Origin of the sequence: Massilia phyllosphaerae, assembly GCF_034659755.1 — a bacterium.
GTDB lineage: Bacteria > Pseudomonadota > Gammaproteobacteria > Burkholderiales > Burkholderiaceae_D > Telluria > Telluria phyllosphaerae.
Genome location: NZ_JAXSQX010000008.1, coordinates 1 through 16,142 on the forward strand (window position 1 = coordinate 1; position 16,142 = coordinate 16,142).

Sequence of the window (16,142 nt, forward strand, 5' to 3'; positions counted from 1 at the left end):
TATATTACTCACCCGTTCGCCACTCGCCGCCAGGTTGCCCCGCGCTGCCGTTCGACTTGCATGTGTAAAGCATGCCGCCAGCGTTCAATCTGAGCCAGGATCAAACTCTTCAGTTTAATCTCTGTTTGTTGGCATTGCTGCCATCGGTATTGCTACCGAGTCGCTCACTCAAGATACTGACCGTCATCCCATTGCCGGGACAACGCTTAATACTTTTGTGAACATTTGATAATTTAAGTAATCAGCTGAACTAGTCAGCCGGCACCTTCATCAAACGCCCACACTTATCGACTGTTAATTTTTAAAGAACCTTGTTCTGTACTGCCTTGCTGCATTCTGCGAATCGTTTTGTTCGTCAGCAGCAGAGGAAGAAGATTATGCACTACATCGCTTAACTCGTCAACCCCATCTTTTTCTTCAGCGCCAGCGGTGTTATCAAAACACCCAACTCAACTACTTGATTTCGTTCAGTTTTTACTGCGCTGCAGAAGCAGGAGGCGAACTATAGCAAAACGCGGCACGGCCGCGCAAGTCCTTCGCGTGGAAAGTTTTAGAGAAGCCAGTCGATCGGCAGCCAACCCAGGATGCGCACGCCGGCACGTTTCCAGAAGCCGGTACCCGGCTCTTCCTCATGCCTGCGCACGCCCTGCCTTGTCTGCTCGAGCCAGACCATCCTGCCGTCCGGCTCGATCTGCACCCGGTAGGCATGCCGCGGCATGGATTGGGTCAGCCGCGTATCGAGCGCGGTCGCCAGCGCCGGGCTGTCGATGACGAGGCCCATTTCGGTATTCAGGTCGAGCGAACGCGGATCGAAATTGAAGGAGCCGACGAAGATGCGCTGCCGGTCCACGGCAAAGGTCTTGGCATGCAGGCTGGACGATGAGCTGCCCAAGCCGCTGCCGCGTTCCGCCGGCTCGGCCATGCCTTCGCGGCGTAGTTCATACAGGACCACGCCGGCCTGCAGCAGCTCGCGCCGCCATTTCGCGTAACCCGCGTGCACCGCCGGGACATCGGTGGCTTCCAGCGAATTGGTCAACACCCTGACCGCGGTGCCCCTGGAGGCGATTCCCGCCAGCTCCGCCGTCGTCGCCTTGCCCGGTACGAAATACGGCGAGACCAGGTCGAGCTGGCGTTGCGGCTCGCCCAGCAGGCTGCGCAAGCGCACGCCCACCCGCGCTTGCGTCGTCCCTTCGCCCCTGACCTTGGCCGGATCGTCGCTGACCAGGCGCGCTTCACCCCACTCGAGCGGCAGGCGACGCTGCGCCAGCTGCTCGACAAACGGCAGGGCGCGCAAGGCCTGCAGATAAGCCTGTGCCGCGGGCGCCCTGCGCAAGGCGGCGGCACGCTCGGCCAACCCCTGCTCCGGCTGCCCCGCGCCGGCGTCGACTAGTGCGCCGACCGGATAGGCCGACACACTGTTCCAGTAGCGGTCGAAATCCTGCGACACCGCCTGCACCGCCGGCCCGATCGCCATCACGTCGAGATCGGCGAACAGCACATCGTTGGCCGCGCCAAAGTATTCGTCGCCGATATTGCGTCCGCCGACGAGGGTGACCTGGTTGTCCACCGTGAACGATTTATTGTGCATGCGCCGGTTCAGGCGCGCGAAATCGGTAAGATAGCCAAGCCCGCGCCACGCACGCGTGGTAAAGGGATTGAACAGCCGCACCTCGATGTTGGGATCGCGGTCCAGCGCCAGCAGCAGCCCATCCAGGCCGGCCGTGTTGTTATCGTCCAGCAACAGACGTACCCGGACGCCACGCGCGGCCGCGGCGCGCAAGGCATCCAGCATCAGCACCCCGGTAAGGTCGTTGCGCCATACATAGTATTGGAGGTCGAGACTGCGTTCGGCGCGCTGCGCCAGCAAGATCCGCGCCGCGAAGGCATCATGTCCCTCGGCCAGCGGGTAGATGCCGGACAGCGCCGGATGGGCTTGCACCAGCGGTGCGATGGCGCTACCCAGGCGGGTCGCGCCGGTATCGGTGAAGGCGCTCGATGCGACGCGCGGCTCAAGCTGCGGCAGCGGCGACAGCGAAGCACAGCCGAACACCGCCGCCGCGACCGGGACGAGCGCCGCACTTCCCTTGAGGAATGCGCCCGTCCGCATGGCGATTACATGCCTTCGAAATCCGGCTTGCGCTTTTCGAGGAAGGCCGCCATGCCCTCTTTCTGGGCCGGCGTGCCGAAGCCGGCATGGAAGAAGCGGCGCTCGTAGCGCACGCCTTCGGTCAGCGTGGTTTCAAATGCGCGGTTGACCGCGTCCTTGATCTGCATGGCGACCGACACCGGCATCTGGGCGATGGTCTGGGCCACCGCCAGCGCTTCGTCCATGACTTTATCGGCCGGGAACACGCGCGACACCAGCCCGGTGCGCTCGGCTTCCGCCGCATCGATCATGCGCGTGGTCAGCAGCATGTCCATGGCCTTGGACTTGCCGATCGCGCGCGGCAGGCGCTGGGTGCCGCCAGCGCCCGGGGTCACGCCGACCTTGATCTCCGGCTGGCCGAATTTTGCATTGTCGGCCGCGATCAGGAAGTCGCACATCATCGCCAGCTCGCAGCCGCCGCCCAGCGCATAGCCGGACACGACGCCGATCACCGGCTTGCGGATATCGAGGATGTGTTCCCAGTTGCGGCCGATGTAGTTGCCCGGATAGGTGTCGGCGTAGGTGTAGTTGGCCATGGCGGCGATGTCGGCGCCCGCCGCGAACACTTTTTCGCTGCCGGTCAGGATGATGACGTTGACGGCCGGGTCGGCGTCGAAGCCGCGCAGTGCCTGGCCGAGTTCGTTCATCATGTTGTCGTTCAGGGCATTCATCGCCTTCGGACGGTTCAGGCGAACCACGGCCACCTTGCCATGGTTTTCGATGAGCAGGTCGGCATATTCCACGGGACACTCCTGTTAAATATAAGATGACCGTCCGATTGTAGCGCCTGCCGTAGCGTAAATTGCAAGTCCGCTTTGCTATCATCCGGAACCGATCAAAATACACCAGCCCAGGCATTCCCACTTTGTCGCCCCTCGCCTTTTTACGCCAGCTGCGTCACGACAGGCAGTTGCGCGACCCCGACTTCCGCCGCTTCTGGTTCAGCAGCATCCTCACCAACTTCGGTGCCCAGATCACGTTGCTGGCCCTGCCGATCTGCGCCGCCCTGCTGCTGCATGCGACGCCGGCCGAAATGGGCGGCCTGGCCGCGGTGGGTTCGCTGCCATTCCTGCTGTTCGGATTGCCGACCGGCGTGCTGCTCGAGCGCAGCCGGCGCCTGCCGGTGATGCTGTGCAGCGATGCGATGGTCGCCCTCAGCCTGGCCAGCATCCCGCTGGCCTGGTGGCAGGGCTGGCTGTCGGTGCACTGGGTGTACGCGGTGCAGTTCGTGATCGGCACGGGTTATGTGGTGGGCGGTGGCGCCGAGCAGGTGTTCCTCACCTTCCTGGTCGGGCGCGCGGGCCTGATCGATGCCCAGGCCAAGTTCGGCGCCACCGAATCGGCCTCGCGCCTGCTCGGCCCTGGCCTGGCCGGCCTGCTTGTGCAGGCGCTGGGGGCGCCGTTCGCGATCCTGTGCAATGTGGGCGGCTTCGCGGTGTCGATCTGGAACCTGCGCCAGATCCGCAAGCAGGAACCGGCGCCGCACCCGCCGCAGTCGCACGCGCTGCGCGACATGCTGGACGGCTTGTCCTTCGTCTGGGGCCATCCGACGCTGCGTTTGCTGGCCTGGGTCTCGGCCTGCTGGCACCTGCTGTTCTACGGCTACACCGCGCTGTACGTGCTGTTCGCCACCCGCGTGCTCGGCATGTCGCCGGGGATGATGGGCACCGCGCAGATGCTGGGCGGCGTCGGCGTGTTCGTCGCCTCGATGCTGCTCAAGCCGCTGACGCAGCGTTTCGGCTCGGGCGGCACGACCGTGATCGGCCTGTGCGCATCCGGCATCGGCTTCGCGCTGATGCCGCTGATTCCGCAGGACCTGTTCGGCAGCCGCGCCGCCAGCGCGATGGCCTACGCCGTGGTCGTGTTCTGGCTCGATTGCGGCGCGCTGCTGTTCTTCCTGCCCTACCTGGCGCTGCGCCAGCGCGTCACGCCGGACGCCTTCCTCGGCCGCATGACCTCGACCATGCGCTTCCTGACGGTGGCGACGGCGCCGCTGGGCGCGGCCGGTGCCGGCCTGCTGGGCGAGCATTTCGGCGTGCGCAGCGGTCTCGGTTTCGTGGCCGCCGGCGCCATCCTGCTTACGCTGGGCACCCTGGCCTTCACCCGGCTGCGCCACGTGAAGGAGTAGCGCACTTCCTCAGCGCCGCGCCAGGTGGATGCCGAAGCCTGCGCGGCCGGGGCAGATGTCGTCGCGCAGGCCGAGTTCGGGGATGGTGTAATCGCCGCCGTTCTGGTGCCGGAACGGCAGCGGCGGCGTGCTGAACAGGGTGTCGAGACGTTCTCCCAGCGCCGCGCAGATGCGCTCGAACCGGGCGGCGTCGGTCTTGCCGGTCCGGTACACCACATAAGGCGGCAGCACGTCGAAGCCCGGGTAATGCAGGATGCCGTGCTGGATCGGGAACAGGATGTCGTCGATCGGGCCGTTGATGCCGCGCGGGCCGTAATGCGATTCCCAGCCGCCGGCGGTCACCACCAGCATGGCGCGCTTGCCGGCCATGCTGCCCTCGCCATAGCGATCGCCCCAGCGCGCGTCCGAGTGTTCGCCGACGCCGTAGGCGAAGCCGTAGGCATACACGCGCTCGACCCAGCCTTTCAGGATCGCCGGCATCGAGAACCACCACAGCGGGAATTGCAGGATGACGGCGTCGGCCCGGCGCAGCTTGTCCTGCTCGCGGGCGATGTCCGGGCTCTGGGTACCGCGGGCATAGGCCTCGCGCGAATCGAGCGAGGGGTCGAAGCGCTGGTCGGGATCGATGTCGAGCCGGTCGGCGCGATCGAGCACGGCGTTCCAGCGCATCGCGTACAGGTCCGAGACCTCGACGCTATGGTGTTGCCGCTCGAGGCGGCCGACGATGAAGCGGGTGAGCGCGCCGTTCAGCGAACGCGCTTCGGGATGGGCATGGACGAGAAGGATATGCATGGTCGGTCACTCCGGTTGGGATGACAGCCATGATAGGAAGCGCGCTGGTATATTAGAAATGAATTGCTGTTACACCTGGTATTAATATGATTGATTCCGTATGCTCGATTCACTACGCCGGCTCGACCTGAACCTGCTGCTCACCCTCGACGTGCTGCTCGAAGAGCGCAACGTCACGCGTGCGGCCGCGCGCCTGCACCTGTCGCAGCCGGCGGTCAGCGTGCAGCTGGGCAGGCTGCGCGACCTGCTCGGCGATCCGCTGCTGCTGCCCGGCCCGCGCGGCATGCGTCCCACGGCCCGTGCCGACGCGCTGCGCGCGCCGCTGCGCCAGGCGCTGGAAGCGCTGCAGCAGGCGCTCGCCCCTGCAAGTCCGTTCGACCCGGCCGGCGCCACCCATACTTGGCAGGTGGCCGCCTCCGATTACGGCGCCTCGACCATCGTGCTGCCGGCGCTGGCCGGCCTGCGCGCGGCGGCGCCCGGCACCCGGCTGGCCGTGCTCGGCGTGCCACCGGGGGAGATCGCGCGCCAGGCCGAGCAGGGCGCGATCGACCTCGCCTTCCATATCGCTGGCGAAGCGCCCGAAGGCATGCGCCGGCGCGTCCTGTTCAGCGAGCATTACCTGCTGGCGGGACGGGCGGACCATCCGCGCCTGCATACGCCGCCCACGCTGGAACAATTCCGCGCACTGGAACACGTGATCATGTCGCCCGAGGGCGGCGGCTTCCAGGGCGGCGCCGACAGCGCGCTCGCGCGGCTCGACCTCACGCGCCGGGTGGTGCTGTCGGTCCAGAATTTCCTGTTGTTGACAGCGGTGCTGGCGCGTACCGACCTGGTGGCCCTGCTGCCCTCGCGCCTGCTGGCCGACGCGCCGGGACTGCGCGCGGTCGAGCCGCCGCTCGAGGTGCCGGGCTTCGAGATGCTGATGCTGTGGCCCGAGCGCGTGCACCGCGATCCGGCCCACGTGTGGCTGCGCGATCGCCTCGCCGCGGCGGCGGGCGAACCGCCCCCAAGTTGAAACGCCGGAATCAGACGATCAGCGCGCCGCCACCGCCGCGCGCGGCAGCAACACCCACAACTGCCCGCGCTGCTTCATGCGGCCGGCATTGTCGGGCGCCTGGCCGCCGAAGCCGAAGAAGAAGTCGGCCCGCACCGCGCCGCGGATCGCGCCGCCGGTGTCCTGCCCCATCACCAGGCGCTGCAAGGGCGCCGTGCTGGCCGGCTCGGTGGTCGCCAGGAAGATCGGCGCACCCAGCGGCAGGAAGGATGGATCGACCGCCACCGAGCGGGTCGGCGTCAAGGGCACGCCGAGCGCGCCTTTAGGCCCGACGCCCGGGTCGGGCAGGCGCTCTTCGCGGAAGAAGATATAGCTCGGGTTGACGTTGAAGAGTTCCTGGCGCCGTTCCGGGTGCGCCGCGATCCAGGCCTTGATGCCCTGGGCGGTCGCCTCGCCCGACGTCAATTCGCCCTGCTCGACCAGCCAGCGCCCGATGGCTTTATAGGGATGGCCGTTCTGGTCGGCGTAGGCGATGCGCACGGTCTCGCCGTCGTCCAGCTGGACCCGGCCCGAGCCCTGCACCTCGAGGAAGAAGGCTTCGACCGGGTCGTCGACCCAGACCAGTTCCTTGCCCGGCAGGCGCGCACGTTCGATCTCGGCGCGGCTGTTGTAGGGCACCACGGTCTTGCCGGACAGGCGGCCGCGCAGGCGCATGCCCTTCAGCGCCGGGTAGACGCTGGCCAGGTCGACCGTGATCAGGTCGTCCGGCACTTTGTACAGGGGCGTCTGGTTGGCGCCGCCGCGCTTGCGCGCCCCGCGCAGGAAGGGTTCGTAGTAGCCGGTGATCAGGCCGCTGTCGGCGCCGTCTGCGGCGCGCACCAGGTTGGGCACGAAATTCGTCTCGAAGTAGCGGCGGATGGCGCTGCCGTCGGCGGCGTCGACCGTTTTGGACGCTGCGCATACGCTCTTCCAGTCGGCCTTGGCGGCCAGCGCGCGGCAGGATGCCTGGAAGGCCGGCCAGGCCTGGCGCAGGTCGTCCTGTTGCCAGCCCGGCAGCACCTCGAAGCTGACCGGCGTGAACAGCGGCGCGGGCGGCTGGGCGGGCGGCGCGGGCGGGGTGGTCGGCGGCACCGTCACCGGCCCGACCGGCGGCGGCAGCTGCACCGGCGGCTTCGGTTGCGGTTGCGGCTGCTGCTGCGGCGTGGTGGTACAGGCGGCCAACAAGGCGGCCAGCGTCAATAAAGCAGGTACACTGCGACGTGTCGAAATCATGAGGAACCTGTGATGTGGATACTGATGCTGGAAGCAGGCGTGGCGCTGTTCCTGCTGGTGTTCATCGTATGGTGGACCATGTTTGCCGGCCGCAAGCCGGCAGCGCGGCCGCCGGCGCCGCCGCAGGTGCGCCAGCGCGACGGCGAAGAGCCGCCGGCCGCTTGACTCAGTGCAGGCTGCGCGGCAGCGACAGCACGAATTCGGGAATCGTCACCTCGAAGCGGTGCCCATCCTCGGCCACGAAGAAGTATTCGCCGGTCATCGAGCCGTAATTGGTCTCGAACTGGGTGCCGCTCGAGTATTCGAACTGTTCGCCCGGCTGCAGCAGCGGCTGGTGGCCGACCACGCCCAGGCCCTTCACTTCCTGCACCTTGTTGTTGGCGTCGGTGATCACCCAGTGGCGCGAGATCAGCTGGGCCGCGACCGTGCCGGTGTTCTTGATCGTGATCGTGTAGGAAAACACGTGCTGCATCCGATCCGGGCTGGACTGTTCCGGCAGGTATTGGGTCCTGACGGTGATCGCGAAATCGTAGGCGGGCATGGTTTTCCTTATAAGCGGTATCAAAACAAGCGATAACAAAACGGCACCCGACATCATACAACGCCGGCAAAAAGCGCGGCGGCGCGGCCGCGTCCATGCGGAGCGAAGTACAATGGCGGTCTCAGAATTCATTAGCAAACCCGGCAGCCACCATGACCACCTACCGCATCGCTCCCAGCATCCTGTCCGCAGACTTCGCCCGCCTCGGCGAGGAAGTGCGCAATGTCGTCGCCGCCGGCGCCGACATCATCCACTTCGACGTGATGGACAACCACTATGTCCCGAACCTGACCATCGGCCCGCTGGTGTGCCAGGCCATCCGTCCGCACGTGCAGGTGCCGATCGACGTCCACCTGATGGTCAAGCCGGTCGACCGCATCATCCCGGATTTCGCCAAGGCCGGCGCCGACATCATCACCTTCCACCCGGAGGCCTCGGAACACATCGACCGCACCCTGCAGCTGATCCGCGACAACGGCTGCAAGGCCGGCCTGGTATTCAACCCGGGCACGCCGATGCACTACCTGGAACATGTGATGGACAAGATCGACATCATCCTGATCATGTCGGTCAACCCGGGCTTCGGCGGCCAGTCCTTCATTCCGGAAGCGCTGAAAAAGATCGCGATCGCACGCCGCATGATCGACGAATCCGGCCGTGACATCATGCTGGAAGTCGACGGCGGCATCAAGGCCGACAACATCGCCGCCGCGGCAGCCGCCGGCGCCGACACCTTCGTGGCCGGCTCCGCCATCTTCGGCAAGCCGGACTACAAGGCGGTGATCGACGCCATGCGCGCCGAACTGGCCGGCACCAACGTCCAGGCGTCGCTGTAATGCGGGCGGGCGCCAAGGCCATCAAGGCCGCCATCATCGACCTGGACGGCACCATGCTGCACACCGTGCCGGATTTCGAACTGGCCTTGAACGGCATGCGCGCCGACTTCGGCCTGGCGCCGGTCACGGCGGAGATCATCGAACCGATGGTCGGCAAGGGTTCGGAAAAGCTGATCCGCGACGTGCTGGCGCTCGACTACGACGCGGCGCGCATCGACGCCGTGTTCAACGATGCCATGGCCGCCTACCAGCGCCACTACCTGGCCATCAACGGCGCGCGCAGCACGCTGTACCCGGACGTGGTCGAAGGCTTGCAAGCCCTGAAAGCGCTGGGCCTGCGCCTGGCCTGCGTGACCAACAAGCCGATCGCCTTCACCACCCCGCTGCTGGCGCAAAAAGGCCTGGCGCCGCATTTCGAGCTGGTCTACGGCGGCGATTCGCTGCCGAAAAAGAAGCCCGATCCGCTGCCGCTGCTGCAGGTCTGCCGCGACTTCGACCTGGCCCCATCGCAGGTGGTGGCGATCGGCGACTCCAGCAACGATGCCGAAGCGGCGCGGGCGGCCGGTTGCTTCGTGCTGACGGTGCCATATGGTTATAACCACGGCAAGCCTGTGCAAACTATTAATTCCGATGGTATAGTTGATTCGCTGCTCGATGCGGCGAAGCTGATCTCTGTTCACAACAGCACTTCACACTAACTTATCTATACATGTTTTTCACCAAAAAACACACCGTCAACCAAACCGGCGCCCTCGAGGCCTGGCTGTGGCGACGCTGGCAATCCTGGGCCGACTGACCCACGCTGATTGCTGCCGGTGCGCACCCGATGTGCATCACCGGCAGGTTTTTTGTAGAAAACGCCGCCCGACCTCCCCTTTTCGGCCGGCCCGGAGAAAAGCATGACCGAACTCGAATTCAAATCGCTTGCCACGCAAGGCTACAACCGTATTCCCCTGATCGCGGAAGCATTCGCCGACCTGGAAACGCCGCTTACGCTGTACCTGAAGCTGGCACAGAGCCAGGGTGCGGGCAAGCATACCTTCCTGCTGGAGTCCGTCGTCGGCGGCGAGCGCTTCGGGCGCTACTCCTTCATCGGCCTGCCCGCGAAGACGCTGCTGCGCACGCACGGCGACGTGACCACGATCGAAAGGGATGGCCGCGTCATCGAGACGCATGAGGGCAATCCGCTCGACTTCATCGAAAGCTACCAGGCGCGCTTCAAGGTCGCGCTGCGTCCCGGCATGCCGCGCTTCTGCGGTGGCCTGGCCGGCTACTTCGGCTACGACACCGTGCGCCACATCGAGAAGAAGCTGGCGGATTCCGCGCCGAAGGACGATCTCGGCCTGCCGGAAATCCAGCTGATGCTGACCGAAGAGCTGGCGGTGATCGACAACCTGTCGGGCAAGCTGTACCTGATCGTCTACGCCGACCCGGCCCAGCCCGAAGCCTATTCGAAGGCCAAGCAGCGCCTGAAGGACCTGCGCATGATGCTGCGCCGGAGCGTGGATGCGCCGGTGACGTCGAGCTCGGTGCGCACCGAAGCGATCCGCGACTTCAGCAAGGAGGATTACCTGAAGGCGGTGGCGGTGGCCAAGGAATACGTGATGGCCGGCGACCTGATGCAGGTGCAGATCGGCCAGCGCATCCGCAAGCCCTACGTGGATTCGCCGCTGTCGCTGTACCGCTCGCTGCGTTCGCTGAACCCGTCGCCGTATATGTATTACTACAACTTCGGCGACATGCAGATCGTGGGTTCGTCGCCCGAGATCCTGGTCAGGAACGAACAGGAAGCGGACGGCCAGCGCAAGGTCACGCTGCGCCCGATCGCCGGCACGCGTACCCGCGGCGCGACCCCGGAGCGCGACGCCGAACTGGCGCACGAACTGCTGAACGACCCGAAGGAAGTGGCCGAGCACGTGATGCTGATCGACCTGGCACGCAACGACATCGGCCGCATCGCCACGACGGGCAGCGTCAAGGTCACCGACAAGATGGTGATCGAGAAGTACTCGCACGTGCAGCACATCGTCTCCAACGTCGAGGGCACCCTGAAGGGCGGCCTGTCGAACCTGGACGTGCTGCGCGCCACCTTCCCGGCCGGCACACTGACCGGCGCGCCCAAGGTGCGCGCGATGGAAATCATCGACGAGCTCGAGCCGGTCAAGCGCGGCATCTACGGCGGCGCCTGCGGCTATCTCTCCTTCGGCGGCGAGATGGACGTGGCGATCGCGATCCGCACCGGCGTGATCAAGGACGGCAACCTGTACGTGCAGGCGGCGGCAGGCATCGTGGCCGATTCCATCCCCGAGATGGAATGGCTGGAAACCGAAAACAAGGCGCGCGCCGTGCTGCGCGCCGCCGAGCAAGTCCAGGACGGCCTGGACGGGGAGATCTGACATGCTGCTCATGATCGACAACTACGATTCCTTCACCTACAACATCGTCCAGTACTTCGGCGAGCTGGGTGAAGACGTGCGCACCGTGCGCAACGACGAAATCTCGCTGGAGCAGATCGCCGACCTCAACCCGGACCGCATCTGCGTGTCGCCGGGCCCGAAGTCGCCCAAGGATGCCGGCGTCTCGGTCGACGTGCTGAAGGAGTTCGCGGGCAAGAAGCCGATCCTCGGCGTGTGCCTGGGCCACCAGGCCATCGGCGAAGCCTTTGGCGGCAAGATCATCCGCGCCAAGCAGGTCATGCACGGCAAGACCTCGAAGATCGCCCACACCGGCGAAGGCGTGTTCAAGGGCTTGCCCAGCCCCTTCACCGTGATCCGCTACCACTCGCTGGCGATCGAACGCGCGTCGCTGCCGGCCTGCCTGGAAGTGACGGCATGGACCGACGACGGCGAGATCATGGGCGTGCGCCACAAGGAATTCGACATCGAGGGCGTGCAGTTCCACCCCGAGTCGATCCTGTCCGAGCACGGACACGCGATGCTGAAGAATTTCCTCGAGCGCTAAGACTCGCTACGTATTCATGCACGTCGCCCCTGCGCAGGCAGGGGCCCAAGTTCGCGGCATATCGACAAACTTGGACCCCTGCCTTCGCAGGGGCGACGCTAACACTGGACCCGCCATGATTACCCCCCAAGAAGCTTTACTACGCTGCATCGAACACCGTGAAATCTTCCACGACGAGATGCTGCACCTGTTCCGCCAGATCATGTCGGGCGAGATGTCGCCGACCATGGTCGCCGCCCTCACCCTGGGCCTGCGCGTAAAGAAGGAAACCATCGGCGAGATCACCGCCGCGGCGCAGGTGATGCGCGAGTTTTCGACCAAGGTGCCGATGGCCGACACCACCAACCTGCTCGACATCGTCGGCACCGGGGGCGACGGCGCGCACACCTTCAACATTTCGACCGCCTCGATGTTCGTGGCCGCGGCGGCCGGCGCGCGCGTGGCCAAGCATGGCGGACGCAGCGTGTCGTCGTCGAGCGGCAGCGCCGACCTGATCGAATCGCTGGGTGCGCAGATCGACCTGAAACCCGAGCAGATCGCGCAATCGATCGCCCAGACCGGGATCGGCTTCATGTTCGCGCCCAACCACCACGCCGCCATGCGCCACGTGGCGCCGGTGCGCAAGGAACTCGGCGTGCGCAGTATCTTCAACATCCTGGGCCCGCTGACCAATCCTGCCGGCGCCCCGAATATCCTGATGGGCGTGTTCCACCCCGACCTGGTCGGCATCCAGGTGCGCGTGCTGCAGCGCCTCGGCGCCCAGCATGCGGTGGTGGTCTGGGGCCGCGACAACATGGATGAAGTCTCGCTCGGCGCCGGCACCCTGGTCGGCGAACTGGTGAACGGCGAGATCCGCGAATACGAGATCCATCCGGAAGACTTCGGCCTCTCGATGATCGCCAGCCGTAATTTGAAGGTGGCGGATGCCGCCGAATCCAAGCTGCGCGTGCTGGAAGCGCTGCGCGGCGAACCGGGCCCGGCAACCGACATCGTGGCCCTCAACGCCGGCACCGCGCTGTACGCGGCGGGCGTCGCCGGCTCGATCGAAGACGGCTTGCAGAAAGCACGCGCCGCCATCGACTCCGGTGCGGCGCTGGCCAAGCTGGACCAGTTCGTCAGCGTCACGCGCCAGCTGGGCGCGAACAATCCATAAGATTCCACCATGTCCGACATCCTCAACAAGATCCTCGCGGTCAAGGCCGACGAGGTCGCCGCTGCCAAGAAATACCAGGACTTCAACAGCCTGCGCCGCGACGTCGAAAGCAATGCCGAACTGCGCGCCGGCCTGCGCGGCTTCGAAGCCGGCCTGCGCCGCAGCATCGAGGCGGGCCGCGCCGGCGTGATCGCCGAAGTCAAGAAGGCGTCGCCGTCGAAGGGCGTGCTGCGCGCCGATTTCCAGCCGGCGGCCATCGCCGAGAGCTATGAGCAAGGCGGCGCGTCCTGCCTGTCGGTGCTGACCGACCGCCAGTTCTTCCAGGGCGCCCCTGCCTACCTGCAGCAGGCGCGCGCCGCCTGTGCGCTGCCGGTGATCCGCAAGGATTTCATCGTCGATCCGTACCAGGTGTACGAAGCGCGCGTGATGGGCGCCGACGCGATCCTGTTGATCGTCTCTGCGCTGGATCATGGCTTGATGGCGGACCTTGAGGCATGTGCGCAGGAACTCGGTATGGACGTGCTGGTCGAAGTGCATGACGGCGATGAGTTGACCGCGGCACTGCGCCTGAAAACGCGCCTGCTCGGCATCAACAACCGCAACCTGCGCACCTTCGAAGTCACGCTCGACACAACCATCGGCCTGCTGCCGCGCATCCCGGCGGAGCGCCTGGTCGTTACCGAGTCGGGCATCCTCGGGCAGGCCGACGTCAAGCGCATGCGCGACGCCAACGTGCATGCCTTCCTGGTGGGCGAGGCTTTCATGCGCGCGCCCGATCCTGGCATGGAATTGCGGCGCCTGTTCGACTGAGCCTGTAGCGGCAGGCTCTCGAAAAACCGGCGCTGCGGGTTTTTCGAGGGATCCTGTCATGAAGACGATTGTCGGCGCCGAGCTTGCAATATCCATTGCTAGATCCGTTGCCAGCTGCGTTGCAGCTTGCCTGCTGCTGTCGGCGGGCCTGAGCGGATGCGCGACCGTCCAGACAGCCGCCTCCAGCGTCACCGCCTCGATCGGCAGCGTCGTCGAACGCATCGCCCATCCCGAGCCGGCCACCTCGCCCTATCTTTCCTCATCCGCCGGTCTCGACAGTTACAAGACCGAAGTCGCCCAGCACGTGGTGCGCCACAATCCCGAGCACAATTTCAGTGGCCAGTTGCCGCCGCTGCTGCCTGCCATCGTCGTGCTGGAAATCACGGTCGACCGCGACGGCCAGTTGGCCAGGGTCGCCGTGCAGCGTTCGCGCAACCCGGACGCGTCCGAGGTCGCGCTGGCCGCCATGCGCCGCAGTACGCCCTTGCCAAAGCCCCAGCAGCTAGCGCAGGCGACCGGCAAGCTCACGTTTTCCGAGACCTTCCTGTTCGCCGACCGCGAGCGCTACCAGTTGCGCAGCCTGGCCGGGCCGCAAGCCTCGGAATGACGGCGGCACGCCCAGCCGGCCTTCGAGACCGCGATGTTCAGCCCGTGCTAGGCCGCAGCAAGCCCTGCGTCTTGCGCGTCCCCGGCATCGGTGCGATCGTGATGCCCGGCACGCGGTCGCCCTGCAGCGTCACCTCGAAGCGCATCAGCTCGTCGCGCCGGAAGGCGTGCACGGTCACCTTGTCGCCGACGCGGTAGCGCGCGAACAGGCTGTCCAGGTTGCACGGATTGCCGTTGACGCGCAGGCTGTCGACGGCGATCACGATGTCGCCGGCCGACAGGCCGGCCTGGTGCGCCGCGCCGCCCTCGTGGACTTGCGTCAGTTTGGCGCCGCCGGCGTCGCGGCCGATGCCGGCATCGAGCGAGGGCTTGCTGTTCTTGCGCTCGTCGCTGACCTTGACGCCGAAGGGCGCGTACAACTTGGCCAGCGGGACGTCCTCGGTACCGCGGATGTAGCGCTCGAAAATGCTTTTCAGGCGCACGCCGCTGACTTCGTCGAACAGGGCCTCGACTTCCTTCTCGGTCACGCCCCGTCCTTGGCCCAACCCGCCGCCCTCGTAAAAGTCGCGGCCATAGCGCTCCCACAGCGCCCGCATCACGTCGTCCAGCGACCTGGCGCCGCCGGTCTTGGCCCGGATCGTCAGGTCGAAGGCCAGGCCGACCAGCGAACCCTTGGTGTAATAGCTGATGATGGCATTCGGCGCGTTCTCGTCCTGGCGGTAATACTTGCTCCAGGCATCGAAGCTGGACTCGGCCACGCTCTGCTTGGTGCGGCCGCTGCCGCGCAGGACGCTGCCCACGGTTTTACCCAGCAACTTGAAATACGTCGCTTCGCTGATGATGCCGCTGCGCACCAGCATCAGGTCGTCGTAATAGCTGGTAAAACCTTCGAACAGCCACAGCAGCGGCGTGTAGTTCTCGACCTGCAGGTCGTAGGGCGCGAATACCGCCGGCTTGATGCGCTTGACGTTCCAGGTGTGGAAGTATTCGTGGCTGCACAGGCCGAGGAATTTGGTGTAGCCCTCGTTCGGCTCGGCGGTCTTCGGCGCGGCCGTGGTCGGCAGGTCGGCGCGGGCGCAGATCAGCGCAGTCGAGGCGCGGTGTTCGAGGCCGCCGTAGCCGTCGCCGACCGCCATCGTCAGGAACACGTAGCGCTCCATCGGCGCCTTTTTCGTCTTCGGCTCGAAGAACGCGATCTGCGCTTCGCAGATCGCTTTCAGGTCTTGCTGCAGGCGCGCCATGTCGAGATTCGGCACGCGTCCGGTGATCACGATGTCGTGCTGGACGCCATGGGCCTTGAAGGTGCCGAGCGCGAAATCGGCCATCTCGACCGGGTGGTCGATCAGTTCATCGTAGTCGGCCGCGATGTAGGTGCCGAAGCCGTAGCGCTTGGCGCCCAGTTCGGGCAGCGAGGTGGCGACGCGCCAGTCGCTGGCCGCCGGGTCGCCCGGACGCTGGATGTCGACCTGGTGCGGCGTGTTTTCCTGGCCCAGCACGCGCAGGAACACGCTGGTGCCGTTGAAGAAGCCGTGGGTCTGGTCGAGGTGGGCGGCGCGCACCGACAGGTCCCAGGCATACACTTCATAGTGCAGGCTGAGCGGGCCGTCGACGGGGGCGGCCTGCCAGGCATGCTTGTCGAGCTTGGTCAACGGCACCGCCTGCCCGCCCGACTCGGCGCGGATGCGCACGATGTTGCGGGCGAATTCGCGGATCATGTAGCTGCCCGGGATCCAGGCCGGCAGCGCGAAGACCTGGCCCTCGCTGGCCGGGGCGGCGACCGTGACGGTGACGGTGAACAGGTGCCCGGCAAGATCCTTGGGCACGATGGTGTACTGGACTGCCGCTGGGTTTTTTTGTTTGGCTTTTTTCATGTTTGTGAACAAACTCTCTCCGATACGCCCAA

Annotated in this window: 16 protein-coding genes and 1 rRNA gene; 10 read left to right on the forward strand and 7 right to left on the reverse strand. The window is 65.8% G+C overall.

Annotation, left to right across the window (positions count from 1 at the left end):
- The 3 genes from U1H99_RS25070 to U1H99_RS25080 all read right to left on the reverse strand — a co-directional run.
- Positions 1-116 (reverse strand): 16S ribosomal RNA (locus tag U1H99_RS25070); the annotation flags it as partial.
- Between the two features lie 434 nt (positions 117-550).
- Positions 551-2,107, reverse strand: coding sequence for a phospholipase D family protein (locus U1H99_RS25075; RefSeq protein WP_323144403.1), 1,557 nt, complete (start codon positions 2,105-2,107; stop codon positions 551-553).
- A 5-nt stretch (positions 2,108-2,112) separates the two neighbouring features.
- Complete coding sequence (locus tag U1H99_RS25080) at positions 2,113-2,889, reverse strand: enoyl-CoA hydratase (RefSeq protein ID WP_323144404.1); 777 nt, start codon at positions 2,887-2,889, stop codon at positions 2,113-2,115.
- A gap of 167 nt (positions 2,890-3,056) precedes the next feature.
- Between U1H99_RS25080 and U1H99_RS25085 the strand changes: the two genes are divergently transcribed.
- Positions 3,057-4,274, forward strand: a complete 1,218-nt coding sequence (locus U1H99_RS25085; protein WP_323144405.1) for an MFS transporter — start codon at positions 3,057-3,059, stop codon at positions 4,272-4,274.
- A gap of 9 nt (positions 4,275-4,283) precedes the next feature.
- Here U1H99_RS25085 and U1H99_RS25090 read toward each other — a convergent pair whose 3' ends face one another.
- A complete protein-coding gene (locus tag U1H99_RS25090; RefSeq protein ID WP_323144406.1) occupies positions 4,284-5,066 on the reverse strand; it encodes an NAD(P)H-dependent oxidoreductase in 783 nt (260 codons plus the stop codon).
- A 100-nt stretch (positions 5,067-5,166) separates the two neighbouring features.
- Here U1H99_RS25090 and U1H99_RS25095 point away from each other — a divergent pair, with 100 nt between their 5' ends.
- Positions 5,167-6,081, forward strand: coding sequence for a LysR family transcriptional regulator (locus tag U1H99_RS25095; protein ID WP_323144407.1), 915 nt, complete (start codon positions 5,167-5,169; stop codon positions 6,079-6,081).
- Between the two features lie 18 nt (positions 6,082-6,099).
- Here the strand turns inward: U1H99_RS25095 and mltA are convergent, their stop codons facing one another.
- Entirely contained in the window at positions 6,100-7,332 is a 1,233-nt protein-coding gene (gene mltA / locus U1H99_RS25100) for a murein transglycosylase A (RefSeq protein WP_323144408.1), read from the reverse strand.
- A gap of 12 nt (positions 7,333-7,344) precedes the next feature.
- Between mltA and U1H99_RS25105 the strand changes: the two genes are divergently transcribed.
- Complete coding sequence (locus U1H99_RS25105; RefSeq protein ID WP_323144409.1) at positions 7,345-7,497, forward strand: hypothetical protein; 153 nt, start codon at positions 7,345-7,347, stop codon at positions 7,495-7,497.
- Position 7,498: 1 nt separating this feature from the next.
- Here the strand turns inward: U1H99_RS25105 and apaG are convergent, their stop codons facing one another.
- On the reverse strand, positions 7,499-7,873 hold the full coding sequence (gene apaG / locus U1H99_RS25110; RefSeq protein ID WP_141834703.1) for a Co2+/Mg2+ efflux facilitator ApaG/CorD: 375 nt from the start codon (positions 7,871-7,873) through the stop codon (positions 7,499-7,501).
- 152 nt (positions 7,874-8,025) lie between these two features.
- Here apaG and rpe point away from each other — a divergent pair, with 152 nt between their 5' ends.
- The 7 genes from rpe (at position 8,026) to U1H99_RS25145 (ending at position 14,240) form a co-directional block, all read left to right on the forward strand.
- Positions 8,026-8,709 (forward strand): ribulose-phosphate 3-epimerase, encoded by a 684-nt coding sequence (gene rpe, locus U1H99_RS25115; RefSeq protein ID WP_141834706.1) that lies wholly within the window; start codon positions 8,026-8,028, stop codon positions 8,707-8,709.
- Positions 8,709-9,407 (forward strand): phosphoglycolate phosphatase, encoded by a 699-nt coding sequence (locus U1H99_RS25120; RefSeq protein WP_323144410.1) that lies wholly within the window; start codon positions 8,709-8,711, stop codon positions 9,405-9,407. Before rpe ends, U1H99_RS25120 begins: the two co-directional genes overlap by 1 nt.
- 201 nt (positions 9,408-9,608) lie before the next feature.
- Complete coding sequence (gene trpE, locus U1H99_RS25125; RefSeq protein ID WP_323144411.1) at positions 9,609-11,105, forward strand: anthranilate synthase component I; 1,497 nt, start codon at positions 9,609-9,611, stop codon at positions 11,103-11,105.
- A gap of 1 nt (position 11,106) precedes the next feature.
- On the forward strand, positions 11,107-11,670 hold the full coding sequence (locus tag U1H99_RS25130) for an anthranilate synthase component II (RefSeq protein ID WP_323144412.1): 564 nt from the start codon (positions 11,107-11,109) through the stop codon (positions 11,668-11,670).
- Between the two features lie 115 nt (positions 11,671-11,785).
- A complete protein-coding gene (trpD, locus tag U1H99_RS25135) occupies positions 11,786-12,823 on the forward strand; it encodes an anthranilate phosphoribosyltransferase (protein ID WP_323144413.1) in 1,038 nt (345 codons plus the stop codon).
- Between the two features lie 9 nt (positions 12,824-12,832).
- Entirely contained in the window at positions 12,833-13,633 is an 801-nt protein-coding gene (gene trpC, locus U1H99_RS25140) for an indole-3-glycerol phosphate synthase TrpC (protein WP_323144414.1), read from the forward strand.
- Positions 13,634-13,691: 58 nt separating this feature from the next.
- Positions 13,692-14,240 (forward strand): TonB C-terminal domain-containing protein, encoded by a 549-nt coding sequence (locus tag U1H99_RS25145; protein WP_323144415.1) that lies wholly within the window; start codon positions 13,692-13,694, stop codon positions 14,238-14,240.
- Positions 14,241-14,277: 37 nt separating this feature from the next.
- Here the strand turns inward: U1H99_RS25145 and U1H99_RS25150 are convergent, their stop codons facing one another.
- On the reverse strand, positions 14,278-16,110 hold the full coding sequence (locus tag U1H99_RS25150) for a M61 family metallopeptidase (RefSeq protein WP_323144416.1): 1,833 nt from the start codon (positions 16,108-16,110) through the stop codon (positions 14,278-14,280).
- Positions 16,111-16,142 lie beyond the last annotated feature (32 nt).

Excerpts from the sequence above, each read along its gene's own strand:
- U1H99_RS25145 (WP_323144415.1), top strand. The coding sequence starts at position 13,692 with ATGAAGACGATTGTCGGCGCCGAGCTTGCAATATCCATTGCTAGATCC.
- rpe (WP_141834706.1), top strand. The coding sequence starts at position 8,026 with ATGACCACCTACCGCATCGCTCCCAGCATCCTGTCCGCAGACTTCGCC.
- trpE (WP_323144411.1), top strand. The coding sequence starts at position 9,609 with ATGACCGAACTCGAATTCAAATCGCTTGCCACGCAAGGCTACAACCGT.
- trpD (WP_323144413.1), top strand. The coding sequence starts at position 11,786 with ATGATTACCCCCCAAGAAGCTTTACTACGCTGCATCGAACACCGTGAA.
- U1H99_RS25105 (WP_323144409.1), top strand. The coding sequence starts at position 7,345 with ATGTGGATACTGATGCTGGAAGCAGGCGTGGCGCTGTTCCTGCTGGTG.
- U1H99_RS25150 (WP_323144416.1), bottom strand. The coding sequence starts at position 16,110 with ATGAAAAAAGCCAAACAAAAAAACCCAGCGGCAGTCCAGTACACCATC.
- U1H99_RS25120 (WP_323144410.1), top strand. The coding sequence starts at position 8,709 with ATGCGGGCGGGCGCCAAGGCCATCAAGGCCGCCATCATCGACCTGGAC.
- trpC (WP_323144414.1), top strand. The coding sequence starts at position 12,833 with ATGTCCGACATCCTCAACAAGATCCTCGCGGTCAAGGCCGACGAGGTC.
- U1H99_RS25130 (WP_323144412.1), top strand. The coding sequence starts at position 11,107 with ATGCTGCTCATGATCGACAACTACGATTCCTTCACCTACAACATCGTC.
- U1H99_RS25075 (WP_323144403.1), bottom strand. The coding sequence starts at position 2,107 with ATGCGGACGGGCGCATTCCTCAAGGGAAGTGCGGCGCTCGTCCCGGTC.
- U1H99_RS25095 (WP_323144407.1), top strand. The coding sequence starts at position 5,167 with ATGCTCGATTCACTACGCCGGCTCGACCTGAACCTGCTGCTCACCCTC.
- U1H99_RS25090 (WP_323144406.1), bottom strand. The coding sequence starts at position 5,066 with ATGCATATCCTTCTCGTCCATGCCCATCCCGAAGCGCGTTCGCTGAAC.
- apaG (WP_141834703.1), bottom strand. The coding sequence starts at position 7,873 with ATGCCCGCCTACGATTTCGCGATCACCGTCAGGACCCAATACCTGCCG.
- mltA (WP_323144408.1), bottom strand. The coding sequence starts at position 7,332 with ATGATTTCGACACGTCGCAGTGTACCTGCTTTATTGACGCTGGCCGCC.